Below are 18,730 nucleotides of genomic sequence, written 5' to 3' on the forward strand. Positions count from 1 at the left end.
TGTCAATTGCCACCGACATCCGTACGGCGTGTCGCGGGAACGGGTTGCCGAGCCGAGAGTGCAGCGGCCGCGGACGATCTACGGAGCGAGTACCTCACTGCGCGAAGCCAGGGGAGCGACGGCGACGGAAGCGCCGCGACGGTGTCCGGAGAAGACCCAGAACCGGTACAGGGCGAACCGGAAAGCCGTACCGAGCGCGAGACCGACCACGTTGGTCGCGAGGTTGTCGTCGAGAACCGAGGTGAAGCCCAGCGCGTAGTGCGAGATCCAGAGACAGCCGAGGGCGATTCCCGCGCCGATCAGGCTCACCACGGCGAACTCGACCCCCTCACGCAACACGGCCGCGCGGCTCGTCATTCGACGCTCGGTGCGGAAGGTCCAGTAACGGTTGCCGATCCAGTTGACCACGATAGCGATCGACGTGGAGATCACCTTGGCGATGATCGGGCCACCGTGAACGAGATGAGGCTCGAACACGGTAGTGCGCAGCGCGTTGAACACCACGATGTCGACGACGAGGCCGACACCCCCGACGAGCCCGAAGCTCAGAAGCTGCCGCACGAGCGCTCTGCGAGAGTCACGCGACACGATTGCGCTCCCCGCCCAAAGTCGTGCGAAGCACGCGCACCTCCGCGGCCCGCGAATCGGCCTGCTCGCGAGCGAGTCGCAGAGCGGATGCCGCGGCGACGGCCGACCGGTGGTCGCCTCTCAGCCGCGCGGGGAGGCCCTGGAGACCCCAGAGCGTGACCCGCAGGATGGCTTCCTTCACAATGCCGGAGCTCATCTTCGACTCGCCGTGGACACGCTCCACGAAGGTGATGGGCACTTCGGAGACGCGCAAGCCCGCGCTGTATGCCTTCCAGAGCATGTCGATCTGGAAGCAGTAGCCCTGGCTCAGCACATCCTGGTAGCCGATCTCGCGCAGCGCGTCGGCGGTGAAGGCCCGGAAGCCGCCGGTGATGTCCCGCACCGGGAGCCCGAGGGCGATCCGTGCGTACAGGCTGCCTCCCTGGGAGAGGATGATGCGCTTGAGGGGCCAGTTGACCACGGAGCCGCCGCGTACCCAGCGGGACCCGAGCACGACGTCCGCATCGTCGAGCGCGGAGAGGAGGCGTTCGAGCTGCTCCGGCTGATGGGAGCCGTCGGCATCCATCTCGACCAGGCGCTCGTAGCCGCGCTCGAGACCCCACGCGAACCCGGCCCGGTAGGCGGCGCCGAGTCCTTCCTTGCCGGCCCGGTGCAAGACGTTGATCCGGTCATGACCCGAGGCGAGTGCCGACGCCATCGCGCCGGTCCCGTCGGGGGAATTGTCGTCGACGACGAGCACGTCGACACCGGGAGCACACCGAAGGACGCGCGCGATGATCTCGGCGATGTTCTCCCGCTCGTTGTAGGTCGGCACGACCACGAGGGTGCGGTTCTCTGTCTGGTTCATGGTGTCTCCCGGGTGAGTTCGTAGACGACGGTTCGATGGACGGGTATCTGGCGTGAAATCGAGTAGCCCAGTCGTTCGAGAGCGGCGATGTTGGCCGGGATCGCGGTCGATCCCGGGGTGGAGAGCTCGAGATCCCAGACGGTGGATGTCGTCTGGAGGGACGGGGCGATGGCCGCGATCGGCCACACCGAATCCCAGATGCCGGAGCGCTGCGTGTAGGGGGTGCGCAGCGTGACATCGGAGAGCCCGGTGAAGTACTGCGGGTAGAGGTGGAGGGCGAGTCGCGGTTTGCGGGAGGGTTTCGCCGTCTCATCGAAGACGACGGCATCACCCGCTTTCGCCTGCGATCCGATCACCTGGGCGGCCTGACGCAGGTCGCTTCCGCCGTCTTTGGCGAACTCGGTGCGCTGGAAGACGTCCGTCGGCAGGGCGAGTGCCAGGAGGGCGAGTACCGCAGCGGCACGGATCCAGCCCGCGGCGGCTCCGCGGCTGAAGAGCGCGCACACTCCGAAGGCCACGAGGATCGAGACCGCCGGCGTGCAGAAGGACAGGTAGCGGATCGTGTACATCGGAGCGACGACGGCATTGCCGAAAATGAGGAGCCCCATCGGCAGCACCACCCAGCCGAGCAGGAGGGCGACCGCCCGGTCGCGCGAGCGGATGAGTGCGACGACGGCGACAACGATCAGCGCCCAGCAGGCGAGTGCGAGCCAGGGGTTGCCGAACCACTGGATCACGAACATCCGGGTGAAGGTGACGTAGTTGCGGCGATCGAGGAAGGAGATCTGGCCATGCTCGCCGAGGGCGTAGACGATGACGGGCGCCGCGAGAAGCACCCCCGCCGTGACCGCTGAGAACCAGCGACGGATGACGGCCCGGCCGGGGCGGGCGGCGAGGAGCGCGACCGCGAAGACCACGGCGAGCAGCACGAGGTAGAGGAAGACGTAGATCGAGGCGGCGAAGAGGAGGGCGAAACCGATCCACGGCAATCGGCGGGTGACGCGGCGCTGCAGGAGTGTGACGAAGAGCACCGTCAGCCAGGTGGCGACCGCCGTTCCGATCGCGTAGGACCGGCCTTCCGCGGCCATGTAGCTCACCCGGGGGAGCAGGATCATGACGAGGCCCGCCACCACGGCGACCGACCGGGGGGACGTGGAGCGCGCGAACAGTCGGTGGGCGAGCACCACAGTGCCCGCGACCGCGACACCGGCCGCGATGGTGCTCGGCAGCCGCACCGATAGCTCTGATGCGCCGAAGGCATCGATCCAGAAGTGCAGGAACAGGTAGTACGCGCCGTGAACGGCGTCGACCCGTCCCAGTTCCCGCCAGATCGTGGCCAGTGGTCGCTCCGCCGACATGACGCTTGCCGCTTCGTCTCCCCAGAATGCCGGGATCCAGGAGCCGATGAAGGTGAACAGCCAACCGGCCGCACCGAGAAGCGCAGCGACGGGACCGATGCCCGCGTCCGCACCGAACCAGCGAGACGGCCGCTGGCCCCCGAATCTCGTGCCACTCTGTCGCTCGGAACGGCGAACCGCCTCGGCATGGTCGACCGCATCGATCTCGATCGCTCCGGTATCTGCTGCGCCGGTGCCGATTTCGGTGGTGCTCACGCGCCGTCCCCCTCGGATGATGTGCTCCGGCGGCAACCGGTACGACTTCATCCTCGACAGCGGGACTTGGCGTTCTGTGCAGATCCGCACCCGTCGGCGTGAGAATCCATACAGGTTGGGCTAGTGCGCCCCATTCGTGGCCAGTGCCGGCAGCGATACCGTCACGGTGAAACCGGCGGCATTCGACAGGGTCACCGAGCCATTGGCGGCCTGCACGATGGCCTGCACGATGGCCAGCCCGAGGCCGCTTCCGCCGTTATTGGCCGCGCGGGCGGCATCCGGTCTGCTGAACCGGTCGAAAGCCACGGGCAGGAAGCTCTCCGGCATCCCTGGCCCGGAATCGACGACGGTGAGCAAGAGCTCGCGGTCGGAGTGCCGGAGCGCGATTCGCACCGAACCCCCGTGCGGCTGGGCGGCGATCGCATTGCTGGTGAGGTTGTTGATGATGCGTCCGAAGTTCTCCACCGCGATGAGATAGCTGGAGTCCGTCGGTTCACCGGCGACGTCGAAGTCGATGGTCACGGTGCTGGCCACGGCGACCATCCGGGCACGGTCGACGGCCGCGGCGAGTTCATCGGCCAGCTGCGTCCAACTGCTCCGGATGTCCGGTGCCCGGGCCTCGAGCTGCGACAGCTCGAGAAGTCCTGTTGCGAGCCCGGACAGGCGTGCGACGGAGCGCTGGGCGCTCACGATCTGGGCCTCGAGGGCGTCGGCGTCCCCGTGGGAGAGATGCGCGAGTTCGAGTTGCGCCATGAGGATGGCGAGGGGGGTACGCAACTCGTGGCTGGCATCCGAGACCAGTTGGCGTTCCCGGTCGACGGACTGCCGAACGTCGCTGATGAACAGGTTGAGTGTCGTCGCGAGCTCGGAGAGCTCATCGGTGGCGGAGCCGATCGGCAGGGGCTCGGTCGATCCCTGTGCGACGAGGGCCTCCGCCTGCTTGCGCATGCGGTCGACGGGTCGCAGGGCCGCGCCGGTGAGCAGCCAGGAGGCCACACCGAACCCGATCACGATCACGAGGGCACCGATCATCAGCGCCTGGGTAATGCGGTCGAGGGAGAGGATCGATGAGTCTTCATTGCGGGCGGTGATGATCGTCCAGGTGCCCTGGTTCGTTATCACCGTCGCGTTGTACACCCGATAGGAGTCATCCGCATTGACCACGGTGTTCGTATTGTCGGGGAGTTTGACGATCTCCGCCACCCGGCTTTCGAGGGTCCGTGGCAGGCTCGATTCCACCACGGTGCCGGCGGGATCGATCACGGCAACCAGCTGCCCGGTGCCAGCCCGTTCGAAGCTCGGTGTCCCGTTATCGGTGATGTCTGTGACGTAGGGGGCCGCATCATGACTCAGCAGGGTTGTCGTGGTGGTGCTGAGGATGTGTTCCACCTGTGCGCGGAAGACAACCACCGCGGCGGTGGCAAGCACGATCGCGATCACCAGGGTGCCGATGGTGATACGCCACCTGATGGTGACGTGGCGGAGGATTCTCACTGCCGCGTCCGGGTCACAGGGTCTCGAGCAGGTAGCCGGAGCCGCGCTTGGTGACGATCCGCACCCCGGAAGCGAGGGGTTCGAGTTTGCGGCGCAGGTAGCTCACGTACTGGTCGACGATGTTGGGATCGATGTTCTGGGTCGACCCCCACACCTCTTCGAGGATTCGCGTGCGACTGACCACCGAACCGGCGTCCCCGGCGAGCAGACGGAGGAGTGCGAACTCCTTCGGACTCATCGAGAGCGGATGCCCACCGACACTCACCGCGACCGCGAGCGAATCGATGCGGAGACCACCGACGGTGAGCACGAGCTTGTCGCCGCTGGCATCCCGGCGAAGCAGCGCTCGCACCCGCGCACTCAGCTCGGCGAAGGCGAAGGGCTTGGTGAGGTAGTCGTCGGCTCCCGCGTCGAGGCCGAACACCCGATCCTCCACCGCATCGCGCGCGGTCAGCAGAAGCAACGGCATCGAACTCCCCGACTGGCGGATGCGCCGGCAGATCTCGAATCCAGACATCTGCGGAAGCATTACGTCGATCGCAGCGAGCGAGAACTCCTCGGTGGAGACCGCGATCAGGGCATCCACCCCGTTGTCGACGACGTGGATGTCGTAGCCCTCCGCGGCGAGACCGCGCTCGATGAGCGCGCCCATCTGCGGATCGTCCTCCACCACCAGGATCTTCACCGGTTCTGTCTCCTTCGATCCGCCTGACAAGCGAATGCTGCAATGCTCGCACCTTTTGCCCGCGGGTACCCTCCCGCGCACGCCGGGTCAACCCTCGCGCCCCAAGGCTGGAATTCTGCTGGGCGCCGAGCCCGGGCCGGCGGGAGGTCCGTACCGTTCGGCGCATCACCGATCAGAAGGAGAAAACAATGGCCCAGGTCATCCAAACCATCGACGTGGATGTTCCCGTCACGACCGCCTACAACCAGTGGACCCAGTTCGAAAGCTTCCCGCACTTCCTCAGCTTCGTCGAGTCCATCTCCCAGATCGACGACACCCACAACCACTGGGTCGTGAAGGTCGGAGGAGCGGAGCGCCAGTTCGACGCCGAGATCACGGAGCAACACCCCGACGAGCGGGTGGCCTGGAAGAGCACCGGTGGGGACGTCACGCAGGCCGGCGTGGTCACTTTCCACAAGCTCGACGACAGCACCAGTCGCGTCACCGTGCAGTTGGACTGGGAGCCGGAAGGACTGGTCGAGAAGGCCGGCGCCGTGCTGGGCATCGATGACGCGAGCGTCAAGGGCGACCTCAAGAACTTCAAGAAGTTCATCGAGGAGCAGGGCAGCGAACAGGGCGCCTGGCGCGGCGACGTGAGCAACTGAGCCACGACTGCGAGCTTGCCGGCGCATCTTGATTCTCGGTAGACGTACCGGTAGACCGTAACCATGTCCGAACACTCCGATACCTTCCCCGACCTGCCCCTTGTTCAACTCCCGGGAAGCAACCGCCAGTCGGCCGACGTGATCGCGCCGGCCGCCGTGCCATCGCCAGAGGGCACGGCCATCGAGGTGACAGTGGTGTTGCGGCGGCGCGCCGGGGCGAGTTTCGATCCCTCGGTTCGTCTGGGTCGCAAGGAATTCGAGGCCACGATGGGTGCGGATGCCGCGGACGTCGAGCTCGTCACGACGACTCTCGAGGGCCTCGGCATCCGGGTCATGTCATCGGACATCGCCTCCCGCCGGATTCGGATCTCCGGCTCGGCGATCACCCTCGGGCGCGTATTCGGCACCCATCTCGAATCGGTCACGAGCCGGGCGAGCGATGGCGCCGAGGTGCAACATCGCAACCGCAGCGGGATGCTGATGGTGCCGGCCGCCCTCGACGGCATCGTCACCGCTGTGCTCGGGCTGGACGACCGCCCCCAGGCGCGCGCCGAGTTCCGGGTGGCGCAGGCTCGCGCGGTGGCGGTGAGCTACACGCCCCTCGATCTCGCCGAGATCTACAACTTCCCCCCGCAGTTCGACGGCACGGGCCAGACGATCGCGATCGTCGAACTGGGCGGCGGCTTCGCTCGGGCCGAATTGGACTCCTATTTCGGGAGCCTCGGCATCACCGGGCCGAAGGTGGCAGCGATCGGCGTCGATGGCGCGCGGAACGTTCCGGGGGCCGACGCTGCGGGGGCGGACGGCGAGGTGCTGCTCGACATCGAAGTGGCCGGGGCACTGAGTCCGGGCGCCGATATCGTGGTCTACTTCGCCCCCAACACCGACGCCGGTTTCGTCGACGCGGTGAGCGAGGCCACTCACGCGGCGATCACACCCACCGCGATCAGCATCAGCTGGGGACAGAGCGAAGACGCCTGGACCGCCCAGGCACGGCACGCCCTCGACCAGGCCTTCGTCGACGCCGCCAGCCTGGGCATCACCGTCACCGCGGCGGCGGGGGACAACGGCAGCTCGGACGGGGCTGCGGATGGGCGGAACCATGCCGACTTCCCGGCATCCAGTCCCCACGTCCTCGCCTGCGGCGGCACGAGCCTGCGGGCCTCCTCTGGACGGGTGATCTCGGAGACCGTCTGGAACAACGGTGCGGGCGCCGGAGCGACCGGGGGAGGCGTGAGCGATGTCTTCGCGCTCCCGAGCTGGCAGAAGCGCGCGGGCGTGCCGGCATCATCCCGCGGTACCGCCGGACGTGGGGTGCCGGATGTCGCGGCAGTAGCCGACCCGAGCACCGGGTACGAGGTCCTGGTGGATGGCGAGAAGAAGATCTACGGCGGTACCAGCGCGGTAGCCCCACTCTGGGCGGCGCTGGTGGCGCGCCTCGCCCAGGCCTCCGGGGCGCCATTCGGACTGCTGCATCCGCGACTCTACGAGCTCGCCTCTGTCGCGGCTCACGAAAACGGGTTCCGCGATATCACGGCGGGGAACAACGGTGCTTTCGCCGCCGGACCGGGATGGGATGCCTGCACGGGTCTCGGCGTTCCCGACGGTGGTGCATTGCTGGCCGCGCTGACGCCACCCCGGGTTCCCTCCGCCGCCTAGAGTTGCGAACCGCAGGCTTCCGGCGAGGCTGCTCGTGTTCGTCGTCGCGGTGCGAATGCCGGTCTGATCGCCGTACTGCCGCGGACCATTGCCCGGTGTCACCGGCCATCGCTACCCTCGGCTCATGGCGTTCATCGAGGCGACAGGCCTGACCAAGACCTACACCCCCAAGGGTGCCGGGCCCGTCCACGCACTTGACGGGCTGGATCTCGCCGTTCCCCAGGGCACCGTCACCGCCCTTCTCGGGCCGAACGGTGCGGGCAAGACCACCACGGTGAAGGTCCTCACCACGCTCACCCGTCCCACGGCGGGCAGCGCGCGCATCGACGGCATCGACGTGCTCACCCAGCCAGAGCGCATCCGCCCGATCATCGGGGTCTCCGGCCAGTATGCCGCCGTCGATGAAAACCTCACCGGGTTCGAGAATCTCGATATGGTCGGCCGTCTCTATCACCTCGGCGCGGCCCAGTCCCGCATCCGCGCCCAGGAACTCATCACCCTGTTCGACCTCGAAGAGGCGAAGAATCGTCCGGTGAAGGGCTTCTCCGGAGGCATGCGTCGACGGATCGACCTCGCCGGCGCCCTGGTGACCCGACCGAAGGTGTTGTTCCTCGACGAACCGACGACGGGGCTCGATCCACGAAGCCGCCTGGGCATGTGGGACATCATCAACAGCCTGGTCGGTCAGGGCACGACGGTGCTGCTCACGACCCAATATCTGGAAGAAGCCGACCAGCTGGCAGACAGCATCTCGGTGATCGACGACGGCAAGGTCATCGCGAAAGGTACCTCCGACGAGCTGAAGGCGTCGATCGGGGGTCAACGGGTCGAGATAACCCTGGTCGACCCTGGCGACAGCGAGGCGACCGTTGAGGTGCTGCGTCGCTTCGGCGATTCCGAGCCGGTGACGACGGCGGAGGGTCGCGAACTCTCGGTGAACGCTTCGGACGCGCCCGTTGCGCTCCAGTCGATCCTCGCGGAGCTCGGCAGTCGCGACATCCGACTGTTCGATGCCGGGATGCGGCGTCCGACTCTCGACGACGTCTTCCTGCGGCTCACCGGCCACTCCGCCACTGTCGAGGCGGCGGATGTCGCACCGAGCAGGAAGAAACGCGCCGAGGAGAAACGCGCTGGGAAACGCGCCGCAGAGAGTGAGGACAGCCGATCATGACCACCGCAGAGCGCACCGCCCCGCTGGGCACGAGCACCGGAACGGGCTCGGCAGTCTCCCACTGATTCTCCGACGGCTGGATCACGACCCGCCGCAACCTGATCAAGATCAAGCGCGTGCCCGACATCCTCGTTTTCACGACGCTCCAGCCGATCATGTTCGTGCTGCTCTTCACCTACGTCTACGCGGGCGTGATCAACATTCCCGGCAGCAGCTACAAGGAATTCATCATGGCGGGCATCTTCGCCCAGACCATCGTGTTCGGATCCACCTATTCGGGTTCGGCGATGGCCCAGGATCTGAAAGACGGGATCATCGACCGATTCCGCACGTTGCCGATGAGCCCCTCCGCCGTGCTGATCGGGCGCACGAACGGCGACCTGTTCATCAATGCCGTGTCCCTCGTCGTGATGATGACCACCGGATTCATCGTGGGGTGGCGCATCCGATCCAGCTTCCTCGAGGCACTCGGCGCCGTCGCACTGCTCTTGTTGTTCGCCTACGCGTTCTCATGGGTGATGGCCTTCATCGGAATGAGCGTGCGGAGTCCAGAGGTCATCAACAACGTGTCGTTCCTGATCCTGTTCCCCCTCACCTTCATCTCGAACGCGTTTGTTCCCAGCGATACCCTGCCGCCACCCCTGCGGATTTTCGCGGAGTTCAACCCGGTATCGGCGCTCGTTTCGGCGGTGCGCAACCTCTTCGGCAACACCCCGCCCGGTTCGCCGGTCGCCGACAACTGGGCGCAGCAGAATCCCGAAATAACGGTGTTGATCGGCATAATCGTGCTCTTGGTCGTCTTTGTACCGCTCGCGATCCGTACCTTTGCGAGCGTCAGCAGCCGCTGAGCCGGACTCCGCCTCAGACGCGAAACCGGGAGGCTACTCCCACATTCGCTGGCTAGCGTGGACGGATGACTGTCATCGCGATCACCGGTTCCACCGGGCATGTCGGCGGCCTCCTGGCCCGAGAGCTCGCCGATCTCACCCCCACGCTCGTGGTGCGGGATGCCGCGAAAGCGCCGGCGATCGCCGGATCGCGGGTGGTGGTGACCGACTACGGTGATGCCTCCAACGCGGTGCGCGCTCTCGAGGGCATCGACGTGCTGTTCATGGTCTCCGCCGCAGAGTCGAAGTTCCGGCGCGTACAGCACCGCACCTTCATCGAAGCCGCGGCCGCCGCCGGAGTGCACCACATCGTCTACACCTCGTTCTTCGGCGCCGACCCCCAGGCGGTCTTCACCCTCGGGCGCGACCACGCCGACGCCGAGACGGCGATCCGCAGAAGTGGAATGCAGTTCACGCTGCTGCCGGACAACTTCTATTCCGACCTGCTTCCGTTCTTCGCAGACGACTCCGGAGTGATCCGCGGGCCGGCCGGAGAAGGTCGGGTGTCGGCGGTGGCCCGGGCCGATGTCGCCGACGTCGCCTCCCGAATCCTGCGCGCCCCCGATGACCATGCCGGAGTCACCTACGAGTTGACCGGACCCGAGGCTCTCACTCTCGGGGAGGTCGCCACCCGCGCGGGCGCCGCCATCGGACGAGACCTCAGCTATGCCGCCGAAACGCTGCCGGAGGCCTATGAATCACGCTCTCACTACGGGGCGGAACAGTGGCAGCTCGATGCCTGGGTCAGCACGTACACGGCCATCGCCGACGGCGAGACCGAACGGGTCACGGACCATGTCGAGCGCGTCACCGGACATCCTGCCCGCACCATCGAAGAGGCACTCGCGGGTTAGCGTGGAGGCATGACTCCTTCTCGCCCCACCACCGTCGTCGCCATCACCGGCGGCTATGTCGTGCCCGTCTCATCCGACCCGATCGAGAACGGCACGGTACTCATCGAAGATGGCGTGATCACCGAGGTCGGTGCGCACGTGCGCATTCCTAAAGACGCGGTGATCATCCCCGCCGACGGCACCTGGGTGCTTCCCGGTTTCATCGAGTCGCACGGGCATGTCGGGATCCACGAGGAGGCGAACGGTCCGGCGGGCAACGACACCAACGAGATGACCAATCCCAACATGGCTGCGGCGCGGGCGATCGATGCCATCGACATCGAGGACGAGGGCTTCCGGGATGCCCTCAGCGGCGGCATCACCAGCGTTGTCGTCAAGCCCGGCAGCGGTAACCCGATCGGCGGCCAGACCGTCGCTATGAAGACCTGGGGTGGACGCACGATCGACGAACAGGTGATCAGCGACTCCGTGAGTGTGAAGTCGGCACTGGGCGAGAACCCGAAGCGGGTATACGGCCACAAGGACAAGACGCCGGCCACCCGCATGGGCGTGGCCCTGGTGATCCGCCAGGCCTTCGAGGACGCCAAGTTCTACGCTGCCCAGCGCGCCAACGCCGCCGACAACGGTGAGCCATTCAAGAAGGACCTCTGGCTCGACACGCTCGCCCGCGTACTCGACGGGGAGCTGGCCTGGGACCAGCACACACACCGTCACGACGACATCGCCACCGCCATCCGTCTCGCCGACGAGTTCGGCTACCGGCTCGTGGTCAATCATGGGACCGAGGCCCATAAGATCGCCGACATCCTCGCCGAGCGCGGTATCCCGGTGATCTTCGGCCCGATGTTCACCTCCCGATCGAAGGTGGAGTTGAAGGATCGCGCGATCGCCAACCTCGCGACGATCGCGGCGGCCGGTGTGACCGTGGCGATCACCACGGACCACCCGGTCGTGCCCATCAACTTCCTCGTTCATCAGGCTTCGCTCGCGGTGAAGGAGGGGCTGCCGCGGGATGTCGCGCTCCAGGCACTCACGGTGAATCCGGCCTCGATCCTCGGTCTCGATTCGCGGGTCGGATCGCTGTCAGAGGGGCTGGACGGCGACGTGGTGTTGTGGTCCGGCGATCCTCTCGACATCAATTCCCGGGCCGAGCGTGTGCTCATCGGCGGCGTGACGGTCTACGAGTGGGACGAGACCACCCATCGCGGTATCACCGTCGAGCGCGGCGGCGATCACCGGCCCGCTGCGTAGCCCTGCGCCCCTCGGGGGTTGGCCGCGGCCGTGAGCAGACCGGTGGCCGGATCTCTGCCCACCGACGAGAGCCTGCCGAGGCTCCAGTCACCCGAGACGGTGACTGCGTGCCCGCGCTCACGAAGCTCGTCGATGACGGCCGCGCCCAGGCGCCCCTCGACGACCGCACCCGCCGGCTCCCAGGTGCGCGGCCAGAAGGATTCGGGGAAGGAGGTGGTGTGGAACGCCGGCGCGTCAATCGCCTCCTGCGCCGAATATCCGCCGACGAGGGTGCGCAGGAGGTAGAGCAACTGCCACTGGTCCTGCTGGTCGCCGCCAGGTGTTCCCAGGGCGGCGATCGGATGACCGTCACGGAACAGCATCGTGGGGGTGAGGGTGGTGCGCGGACGACGCCCGGGCACCAGGGCGGAGGGCGCATCCGGGTCGAGCCACATCATCTGCAGGCGGCTACCGAGGCAGAAACCGAGTTCGGGGATGGTGGGGGAGGACTGGAGCCAGCCTCCCGACGGAGTCACCGAGATCATGTTGCCCCAGCGGTCGACGACATCGATATGGCAGGTGTCGCCGGCGGTCACCCCGGCGGGGGAGACCGTCGGTTCGCCGCTTCCGGCGAACCCCGTTGTTTCGACGCTCTCGACGGCACTGCGGAGGGGAGGCAGATACGCCGTCACGCCGGGAACCACTCCGGGGCGGAATTCGCGAGATGCGCCCTCGGCGATGAGGGCGCGTCGCTTCGCCGCGTACTGCGCCGAGAGCAGATGCGTGAGCGGCACCTCCACGTCGCCGTAGTAGGCCTCCCGGTCGGCGAGGCTGAGTTTCTGGGCCTCGATGATCGTGTGGGCGCCCACTGCGGTGGAGGGGTCGAGGTGAGCGTCGTCGAACCCGTCGAGAATGGCCAGGGACTGGAGTAGGGCGGGACCCTGGCCCCACGCTCCCGATTTCGCCACCGTGACACCGCGGAATTCGAGGGTGGTCGCCGGTTCGTAGCTCGCTCGGAAGTCCGCGAAATCCCGTTCGTCGATGACGCCCGCGTGATCAGTGCCGGAGGAATGCCGGTGCGGCGCGCGCGCGAATCGTGCGGCGGCCTCGGCGACGAACCCGCTGCTCCAGGCCCGGCGAGCGGCATCGATGCGCGCCTCGCGGGAGTCGGCGTCGCGGCCGGCAGCCACCAACCGGTCGAGGGTGTCGGCGTAGGCGCGATTGGTGAACAGTTCGTCCGCGCCGGGGAGTCGGCCATCGGGCATCCAGAGCGCAGCCGAGCTCGGCCAGTGGCGCTCGAAGAGTTCGGCGACCGCGGCGATGGTCGACCTCACCCTGCCGAGGAGCGGATGCCCGTCCCTGGCATAGTCGCGCGCGAAGGCGAGCACCTCGCCCAGCTCCCATGTGCCGTGATCCCTCAGAAGCAGCAGCCAGGCGTCGACGGCACCCGGCACCGCTGCGGCGAGTGCCCCGGCCCCGGGAACCAGGTCGAGCCCCTCGGCGCGGTAGTGCTCGATCGTCGCGTTTCGCGGCGCTGGCCCTTGCCCCATCAGGACCACCGGTTCGGAGGGACTCAGGGCGGTGGCGAAGATCCCCACGAGATCACCACCGGGCCCGTTCAGGTGCGGTTCGACGATGTGGAGCACGAATGCCCCCGCTGCGGCGGCATCGAAGGCGTTGCCCCCGCGCTCGAGCACCGCCTGGGCGGAGGCGGTCGCGGTCCAGTGGGTGGAGGCCACCATTCCAAACGTGCCCTGCAGTGTTGGGCGGGTGGTTTCGGGGGCGGGTGGGGTGAAGGGAGTCTCAGAAGTCACAGTCTGTAAATTGTAGGCGCGACCGATGCGAGTCGACGGGGTGCGGATGCCGGCACGAGCGGCCATCATGGGTGCATGACACCTCCCACCGGCACCGGGTCGCCCCGCAGCGGCATCGCCCAGCACTGGACCCCCCTCGCCGTGACCTATCTCGTGCTCGCGGTCATCGGCCTGATCGGTACCTGGACTTTCAACATCTCCGCGATCGTGCAGGTTCGCGATTTCGTGGGCGACTGGGTCAACAGCGGTCCGGCGGTGTCTTCGCTCACCGTCGACCTGCTCATCGCGGCGGTCGCCGGCAGCATCCTCATCATCGTGGAATCGCGGCGGCTCGGACTCCGGGGTGGCTGGATCTATGTCGTCCTCGCCGGCGTCACCGCGTTCGCATTCGTGTTTCCCCTGTTCCTTGCCATGCGCGAACGGGCAATCACCCGGCGAACTGTCGCCGATTCCCGTTCGACCGAACCGGGGGAGTGACGCCATGTCCTTTCAGGCCTACCTGGACACCATCAAGGCCAAGACGGGTCTCGACCCCGAGGACTTCCGGCCGCTCGCCCGCGACAGGGGCCTGCTCGAGCCTGGTGTCACCGCAGGCCAGATCAAGAGTTGGTTGAAGGCGGATTTCGACCTCGGGCCGGGTCATGCGATGGCACTCATCTCGATCCTCACGCCGAGCGGCAGAGCTTCGGCAAGCTCCGACGACAAGATCGACGCGATCTTCGCGGGAGCCAGGGCCCACTGGCGCCCGTTCGCGGACACGCTCATCGAGGCAATACGGGAGTCCGGGCGGGATCTCAGCCTCGCGCCAACCAACACCTATCTCAGTCTGGTCTCCGATGGTCGCAAGTTCGCGATCCTGCTGCCCACTGCCGCGCGTCTCGACATCGGGATCAAGCGAAAGGGTGTGGCCCCGACGGGGCGTTTCGAGGCGGCCGGATCATGGAACACGATGGTCACCCATCGTGTTCGCGTCGATGACGACTCTGGACCGGATCCCGAGCTGCTCGAGTGGTTGCGCCGGGCACATTCCGGCACCTGATGCGGGCCGCAACCGCTCCGTCCGCGCGCAGGCTAGCCTGACGCGATGAGCTTCTCCCTGCTCGCCCTCGTCGTGCTCGTCGGGCTTCTCGGCCCGCTGCTCGCGGGCCGAGAGTGCTGGCACCTGCCCGGCGTGGTGGGGGAACTGTTCGGGGGACTGCTGGTCGGGGCATCCGGTCTTCGCCTGCTCGACTCGAAGGAGCCGACGTTCATACTGCTCGCCAACGTCGGTTTCGCCCTCGTCATGTTCGTCGTCGGTTCACACGTGCCCATCCGCGAGGGAACGATTCGGCGGGCACTCGGCAGGGGGTCGCTCGGAGCGGTGCTTGTCGGGCTTGTCGCCGCTCTCGCCGCGATCGGGCTCGCCGGCCTGTTCGGCACCGGACACGCCGCCCTCTACGGGGTGGTGATCGCCTCGTCATCCGCCGCGCTGGTGCTGCCGATCGTCGGTTCCCTGAAGCTCGGGGACACGACCCAGCTCGTCGCGCAGGTGGCGATCGCGGATGCCGCCTGCATCATCGCCCTCCCCCTGGCGATCGACCCCGCACGGGCGCTCACGACGGGAATCGGTGCGATCGCCGTCGTGGCCGCGGCGGTGATCCTGTTCTTTGCGTTGCGCGCACTGGACCGCAACGGCCTGCGCAAGCGAGTGCGTCGCCTTTCCGAGCGTCGCAAGTTCGCACTCGAACTGCGCATCAACCTGCTCCTGCTCTTCGGTCTCGCCGCGCTCGCCCAATTCGCCCAGGTGTCGGTGCTCCTCGCGGGATTCCTGCTCGGGCTCGTGGTGGCGGCGATCGGCGAGCCACGACGGCTCGCCCGTCAACTCTTCGGCATCACCGAGGGATTCTTCGGACCCCTGTTCTTCGTCTGGCTCGGCGCGTCGATAAGCCTCTCCGATCTCGGGAGCCATCCCGGCATGATCCTGCTGGGTGGGTGCCTCGGGGGCGCCGCGATTCTCAGCCACCTCTCGGCCCGGTTGGTCTCCCAGCCCCTGCTGCTCGGTGTGGTTGCCGCGGGCCAACTCGGGGTTCCGATTGCCGCGGCGGCACTCGGCAACCAACTCCGGGTTCTGCAGCCGGGAGAGGATGCTGCACTGCTGCTCGGTGCCCTGCTCACGATCGTGGCGACGACGGTGGCCGCGAGCGTCCGCGCGCGGCGGCAGCAGCACACCGCGATCGCCACCTGACCCCGTCGTGCGCCATCCCCTTCGATTACGGAGTCGCTTTCGGCGTGCGGGGCGAATGGGTCGACGGGCTGAGACTTCGTAGACTGCAGGGTGCGGTCGAGTCCAGTTTTCCCTGGGACCGCGGCGGAGGTGGACAGCACGGTGAAGCTACGGGGGACATTCGGCGCCCTCCGGCTGCTCATGGCGGCGGTCTGTCTGGTGGCCCTCGTCTCCCGCTTCCTCTGGGGACTCGGGTCGGCGACCTTCACCCCGGGCAACTTCTTCGCCTACCTCACCATCCAGAGCAGCATGCTGTTCCTGGTCGTGACGATCATCGCCGCCGTCGTCTCGCTCCGGGGGCAGGATGATGCACCCTGGCTGGATCTGGCGCGGGCGACCGTGCTCAGCTGCACGGTGTCGTGCGGCATCATCTTCGCGCTGATCATCGAGCAGTCGGGGGAGCGGGGTTTTCGCATCGACGTGCCCTGGTCCGACGTGGTGTTACATTTCGTGCTGCCGGCGGTGGCCGTTCTCGACTGGATCATCGGCACGGGGCGCGGCGTCGCCCCGTGGCGCAGCATCGCCATCGTGCTCGTCTTCATGCTGGGCTGGGGACTGGTGACGCTCGCGCGGGGCCCCATCGTGGGCTGGTACCCCTACTTCTTCCTCGACCCGGCCCAGCTGGCGAACGTCGCACAGTTCTTCTTCTACGGCTCGATCGCCGTGCTGCTGTTCGGGGGCATCTCGACCGCGCTTGTGGCGGTGAGTCGCACCATGCCGCTCGGTGAGCGCTGGACGGCACGCTGGGAGGTGCGCTCGGCGCTCACGCCACCGCGAACGGAGTGAGAGAGGTCAGAACGGATTCGAGAAGGGCGTCGTCGCTGAGTTTCACCACGCGTCGAGCCGCCTTGCCTCCGACTATTCCGACCAGGACGGGTTCGCCGGTGATCGCCTGGAGGTTTACCCAGTCCGTGATGTCGCTGTCGGTGCCGACGAGGCTCCAGACCGCCGCATCCGTCGACCAGAACGGCTTGTCGAATCTCAACCAGACGGTCTCCACCGCACCCATCCCGAGGGCGGCGATGGCGGATCGGTGAGGGAATGGCAGAAGGGGGTCGAAGGCCACCGCATTCTTCTTGAGCACACCGAGCGGCACCGTGACGATGACGCGGTCCACCGTGAGGGATTCGCCCGTGCCGAGTTTGAGACTCACCGATGAATCGCTGTAGGAGACGCCGAGCACCGCTGTGGACAGGGACACCCGGACTCCGTCGAGAGCATCGGTGATGAGTGCCGAGTACCCGCCGGTGACGATCCTGTCGCGGGCCGGCAGGTCCGCGAGACCGTACCAGGTGGAGAGTTCCGAGGCGCTCGCACCCGTCTCCCCGGCGAGAGTCGCCAACGCGGTGTCGAGCAGATCACTTCCGGCGAGTCCGTCCACGGTGGTGCCGGCCGCCGTCGCCGCTGCACCCGAACCCTCCAGCGCCGCGGTGAGACTCGGGTCGACGAGCTGGGCTTCCGCCCAGGTCCGAGCGGTGCCGAGTGCCGGGCCCGCGACAGTGTTGTCCGCGGTGTGTCCATCCACTCCCTGGGCACGAAGACCGGTGAGGGGGTTCGACTCGATGCCGAGCGCGGCGAGTCGCGAGAGCAGCGACTGGTCGGCCACTTCGCCGAGCCGCCACGCACCGAGCTCGACACTGAGCGGCCAGGACTTGGGCGTGCGGGTGTCGATGCGCCCGCCGACACGATCCCGTGCTTCCAGCACGATGACGTCGACGCCGCGTTGCACGAGCGCACGAGCGGCTTCGGAGCCGGCGGCACCGGCGCCGATGACCGCGACCTTCTCGCCGGCCGACACCATCCCCAGCACCTCGGAGGCGACCCTGGCTCCGGACTGCTGGGCTCCGAGCACCGTTCCGGCGCGGTCGGCAGAGGTGGCCTCCCCGGCGAAGAAGACTCGTCCGCCGACCGACTGGGACAGATCATCCCGATGCTGCGGTGTCGCACCGGGCGAGAGGAAGCTCTGGGAGCCTCGGGCGAAGGGATCCGTCGACCACGCACTCCGTTCGATGCCGGAGGGCCGTGGCACGGGGAAGGACGGAGTGGGGGAGGGCGTCGCGGATGTCGTCGGACGAGGGGATTTTTCGACGCACGCCGTCACCACGAGCAGGGAGAGTCCTGACCCTGCACCGAGGAGGAAACTGCGGCGGCTGAACGACATCTCAGCGCCACTGTACTCGGAACACCCGGGGGCGGCCGACGGGCGCCTCAGGGCGCGGCGCGGTCAGCCCTCGCCGTGAGCCGCGCAAAACCGATGGCGGCCGAGGCCACCGCCACGATGAACGCGGCGATCCCGACGACGTAGACGAGAAGGCTCGGGATGCCACCCGGGCCCGCCGGCTCGAGGAAGGGGTAGGGATACCAGCCGGTGAGCGCACCGCGGATCATCGTGAAGGCCAGCCAGGCGAGCGGATACGAGACGACGAGCCAGAGTCGCTTCCACGGCACGCGGGCACGCCCGGGAGCCAGCAGCCAGTCGAGCACAATGAAGATGGGCACCCAGACGTGCATGACCTCGTTGCACCAGCGCGGCGGCTCGTAGCTGCCATCACCCGGGATGTTGCGCAGCAGCACGTTGTAGACCAGCCCGGTGATCACCGCGTAGGAGAGGACGGCGACCCGCACGCTGGTGAACAGCTCGGTGTCCCGCGGACCACGAAGCGCGAGGCTGCCCCCGACCAGCAGCACCACGACGTTCATCATGCTGGACTCGATGGTGAAGTAGCTGAAATACTCTCCGGGTTTGAACGAGTCGTGGAGCAGGTCCGCGGTCACCTGGGTGACGAGCGCGGCGAGCACGAGCAGCCCGACGGCGATGCGCAGGAACCCGAATACTCGGCGCAGGGCAGCAGCATCGGTGCGTACCGGGGAATCGACAACAGACATCTTCGTCACCGTTTCACCATAATGGCTCGCCGCTGCGCGCACGAACCACGCGTTCGGTCCGGTTCCGCCCGCGGACTGGGCCGCGCATTCTCCTC

Annotated in this window: 18 protein-coding genes; 10 read left to right on the forward strand and 8 right to left on the reverse strand. The window is 67.3% G+C overall.

Features of this window, described 5'->3' with window-relative positions; all coding sequences use genetic code 11:
* Positions 1 to 78 precede the first annotated feature (78 nt).
* The 5 genes from ABIB54_RS10720 to ABIB54_RS10740 form a co-directional block, all read right to left on the reverse strand.
* Positions 79 to 588, reverse strand: a complete 510-nt coding sequence (locus ABIB54_RS10720) for a GtrA family protein (protein ID WP_354575496.1) — start codon at positions 586 to 588, stop codon at positions 79 to 81.
* The gene (locus tag ABIB54_RS10725; RefSeq protein ID WP_354575497.1) at positions 578 to 1,435 is read right to left on the reverse strand and encodes a polyprenol monophosphomannose synthase; all 858 of its coding nucleotides are present in this window, start codon (positions 1,433 to 1,435) and stop codon (positions 578 to 580) included. The genes ABIB54_RS10720 and ABIB54_RS10725 overlap by 11 nt, the downstream gene beginning before the upstream one ends.
* Positions 1,432 to 3,048, reverse strand: coding sequence for a glycosyltransferase family 39 protein (locus tag ABIB54_RS10730; RefSeq protein WP_354575498.1), 1,617 nt, complete (start codon positions 3,046 to 3,048; stop codon positions 1,432 to 1,434). The genes ABIB54_RS10725 and ABIB54_RS10730 overlap by 4 nt, the downstream gene beginning before the upstream one ends.
* 120 nt (positions 3,049 to 3,168) lie before the next feature.
* Positions 3,169 to 4,542, reverse strand: coding sequence for a sensor histidine kinase (locus ABIB54_RS10735; RefSeq protein ID WP_354575499.1), 1,374 nt, complete (start codon positions 4,540 to 4,542; stop codon positions 3,169 to 3,171).
* 13 nt (positions 4,543 to 4,555) lie between these two features.
* Positions 4,556 to 5,227: a response regulator transcription factor gene (locus tag ABIB54_RS10740; RefSeq protein ID WP_354575500.1), complete on the reverse strand. Its 672-nt coding sequence runs from the start codon at positions 5,225 to 5,227 to the stop codon at positions 4,556 to 4,558.
* A 188-nt stretch (positions 5,228 to 5,415) separates the two neighbouring features.
* Here ABIB54_RS10740 and ABIB54_RS10745 point away from each other — a divergent pair, with 188 nt between their 5' ends.
* The 6 genes from ABIB54_RS10745 (at position 5,416) to ABIB54_RS10770 (ending at position 11,693) form a co-directional block, all read left to right on the forward strand.
* Positions 5,416 to 5,871, forward strand: a complete 456-nt coding sequence (locus tag ABIB54_RS10745; RefSeq protein WP_354575501.1) for an SRPBCC family protein — start codon at positions 5,416 to 5,418, stop codon at positions 5,869 to 5,871.
* Positions 5,872 to 5,934: 63 nt separating this feature from the next.
* Positions 5,935 to 7,530 carry a S53 family peptidase gene (locus ABIB54_RS10750; RefSeq protein ID WP_354575502.1) on the forward strand — a complete coding sequence of 532 codons (1,596 nt, stop codon included), beginning with the start codon at positions 5,935 to 5,937 and terminating at the stop codon, positions 7,528 to 7,530.
* Positions 7,531 to 7,654: 124 nt separating this feature from the next.
* On the forward strand, positions 7,655 to 8,701 hold the full coding sequence (locus ABIB54_RS10755; protein ID WP_354575503.1) for an ATP-binding cassette domain-containing protein: 1,047 nt from the start codon (positions 7,655 to 7,657) through the stop codon (positions 8,699 to 8,701).
* An 80-nt stretch (positions 8,702 to 8,781) separates the two neighbouring features.
* A complete protein-coding gene (locus tag ABIB54_RS10760) occupies positions 8,782 to 9,549 on the forward strand; it encodes an ABC transporter permease (protein WP_354575599.1) in 768 nt (255 codons plus the stop codon).
* Between the two features lie 65 nt (positions 9,550 to 9,614).
* Positions 9,615 to 10,442 (forward strand): SDR family oxidoreductase, encoded by an 828-nt coding sequence (locus ABIB54_RS10765; RefSeq protein WP_354575504.1) that lies wholly within the window; start codon positions 9,615 to 9,617, stop codon positions 10,440 to 10,442.
* Between the two features lie 9 nt (positions 10,443 to 10,451).
* Positions 10,452 to 11,693, forward strand: a complete 1,242-nt coding sequence (locus tag ABIB54_RS10770) for an amidohydrolase (RefSeq protein ID WP_354575505.1) — start codon at positions 10,452 to 10,454, stop codon at positions 11,691 to 11,693.
* Here the strand turns inward: ABIB54_RS10770 and ABIB54_RS10775 are convergent.
* Entirely contained in the window at positions 11,675 to 13,414 is a 1,740-nt protein-coding gene (locus ABIB54_RS10775; protein WP_354575600.1) for a gamma-glutamyltransferase family protein, read from the reverse strand. The genes ABIB54_RS10770 and ABIB54_RS10775 overlap by 19 nt on opposite strands.
* A 147-nt stretch (positions 13,415 to 13,561) precedes the next feature.
* On the opposite strand from ABIB54_RS10775, the gene ABIB54_RS10780 reads away from it, so the two are divergent.
* The 4 genes from ABIB54_RS10780 to ABIB54_RS10795 all read left to right on the forward strand — a co-directional run bounded on the left by ABIB54_RS10780 (position 13,562) and on the right by ABIB54_RS10795 (position 16,535).
* Positions 13,562 to 13,963 (forward strand): DUF2834 domain-containing protein, encoded by a 402-nt coding sequence (locus ABIB54_RS10780; RefSeq protein ID WP_354575506.1) that lies wholly within the window; start codon positions 13,562 to 13,564, stop codon positions 13,961 to 13,963.
* A 4-nt stretch (positions 13,964 to 13,967) separates the two neighbouring features.
* Positions 13,968 to 14,525, forward strand: coding sequence for a DUF5655 domain-containing protein (locus ABIB54_RS10785; RefSeq protein ID WP_354575507.1), 558 nt, complete (start codon positions 13,968 to 13,970; stop codon positions 14,523 to 14,525).
* A 45-nt stretch (positions 14,526 to 14,570) separates the two neighbouring features.
* A complete protein-coding gene (locus ABIB54_RS10790) occupies positions 14,571 to 15,710 on the forward strand; it encodes a cation:proton antiporter (protein ID WP_354575508.1) in 1,140 nt (379 codons plus the stop codon).
* Between the two features lie 141 nt (positions 15,711 to 15,851).
* Positions 15,852 to 16,535: a Pr6Pr family membrane protein gene (locus ABIB54_RS10795; protein WP_354575509.1), complete on the forward strand. Its 684-nt coding sequence runs from the start codon at positions 15,852 to 15,854 to the stop codon at positions 16,533 to 16,535.
* Here ABIB54_RS10795 and ABIB54_RS10800 read toward each other — a convergent pair.
* A complete protein-coding gene (locus tag ABIB54_RS10800; RefSeq protein WP_354575510.1) occupies positions 16,513 to 17,910 on the reverse strand; it encodes a flavin monoamine oxidase family protein in 1,398 nt (465 codons plus the stop codon). The two genes, ABIB54_RS10795 and ABIB54_RS10800, sit on opposite strands and share 23 nt — an antisense overlap.
* Before the next feature lie 47 nt (positions 17,911 to 17,957).
* Positions 17,958 to 18,635 carry a Pr6Pr family membrane protein gene (locus ABIB54_RS10805; RefSeq protein WP_354575601.1) on the reverse strand — a complete coding sequence of 226 codons (678 nt, stop codon included), beginning with the start codon at positions 18,633 to 18,635 and terminating at the stop codon, positions 17,958 to 17,960.
* Between the last annotated feature and the right edge of the window lie 95 nt (positions 18,636 to 18,730).

Source organism: Frigoribacterium sp. UYMn621 (genome assembly GCF_040549525.1).
Classification (GTDB): Bacteria; Actinomycetota; Actinomycetes; order Actinomycetales; family Microbacteriaceae; genus Lacisediminihabitans.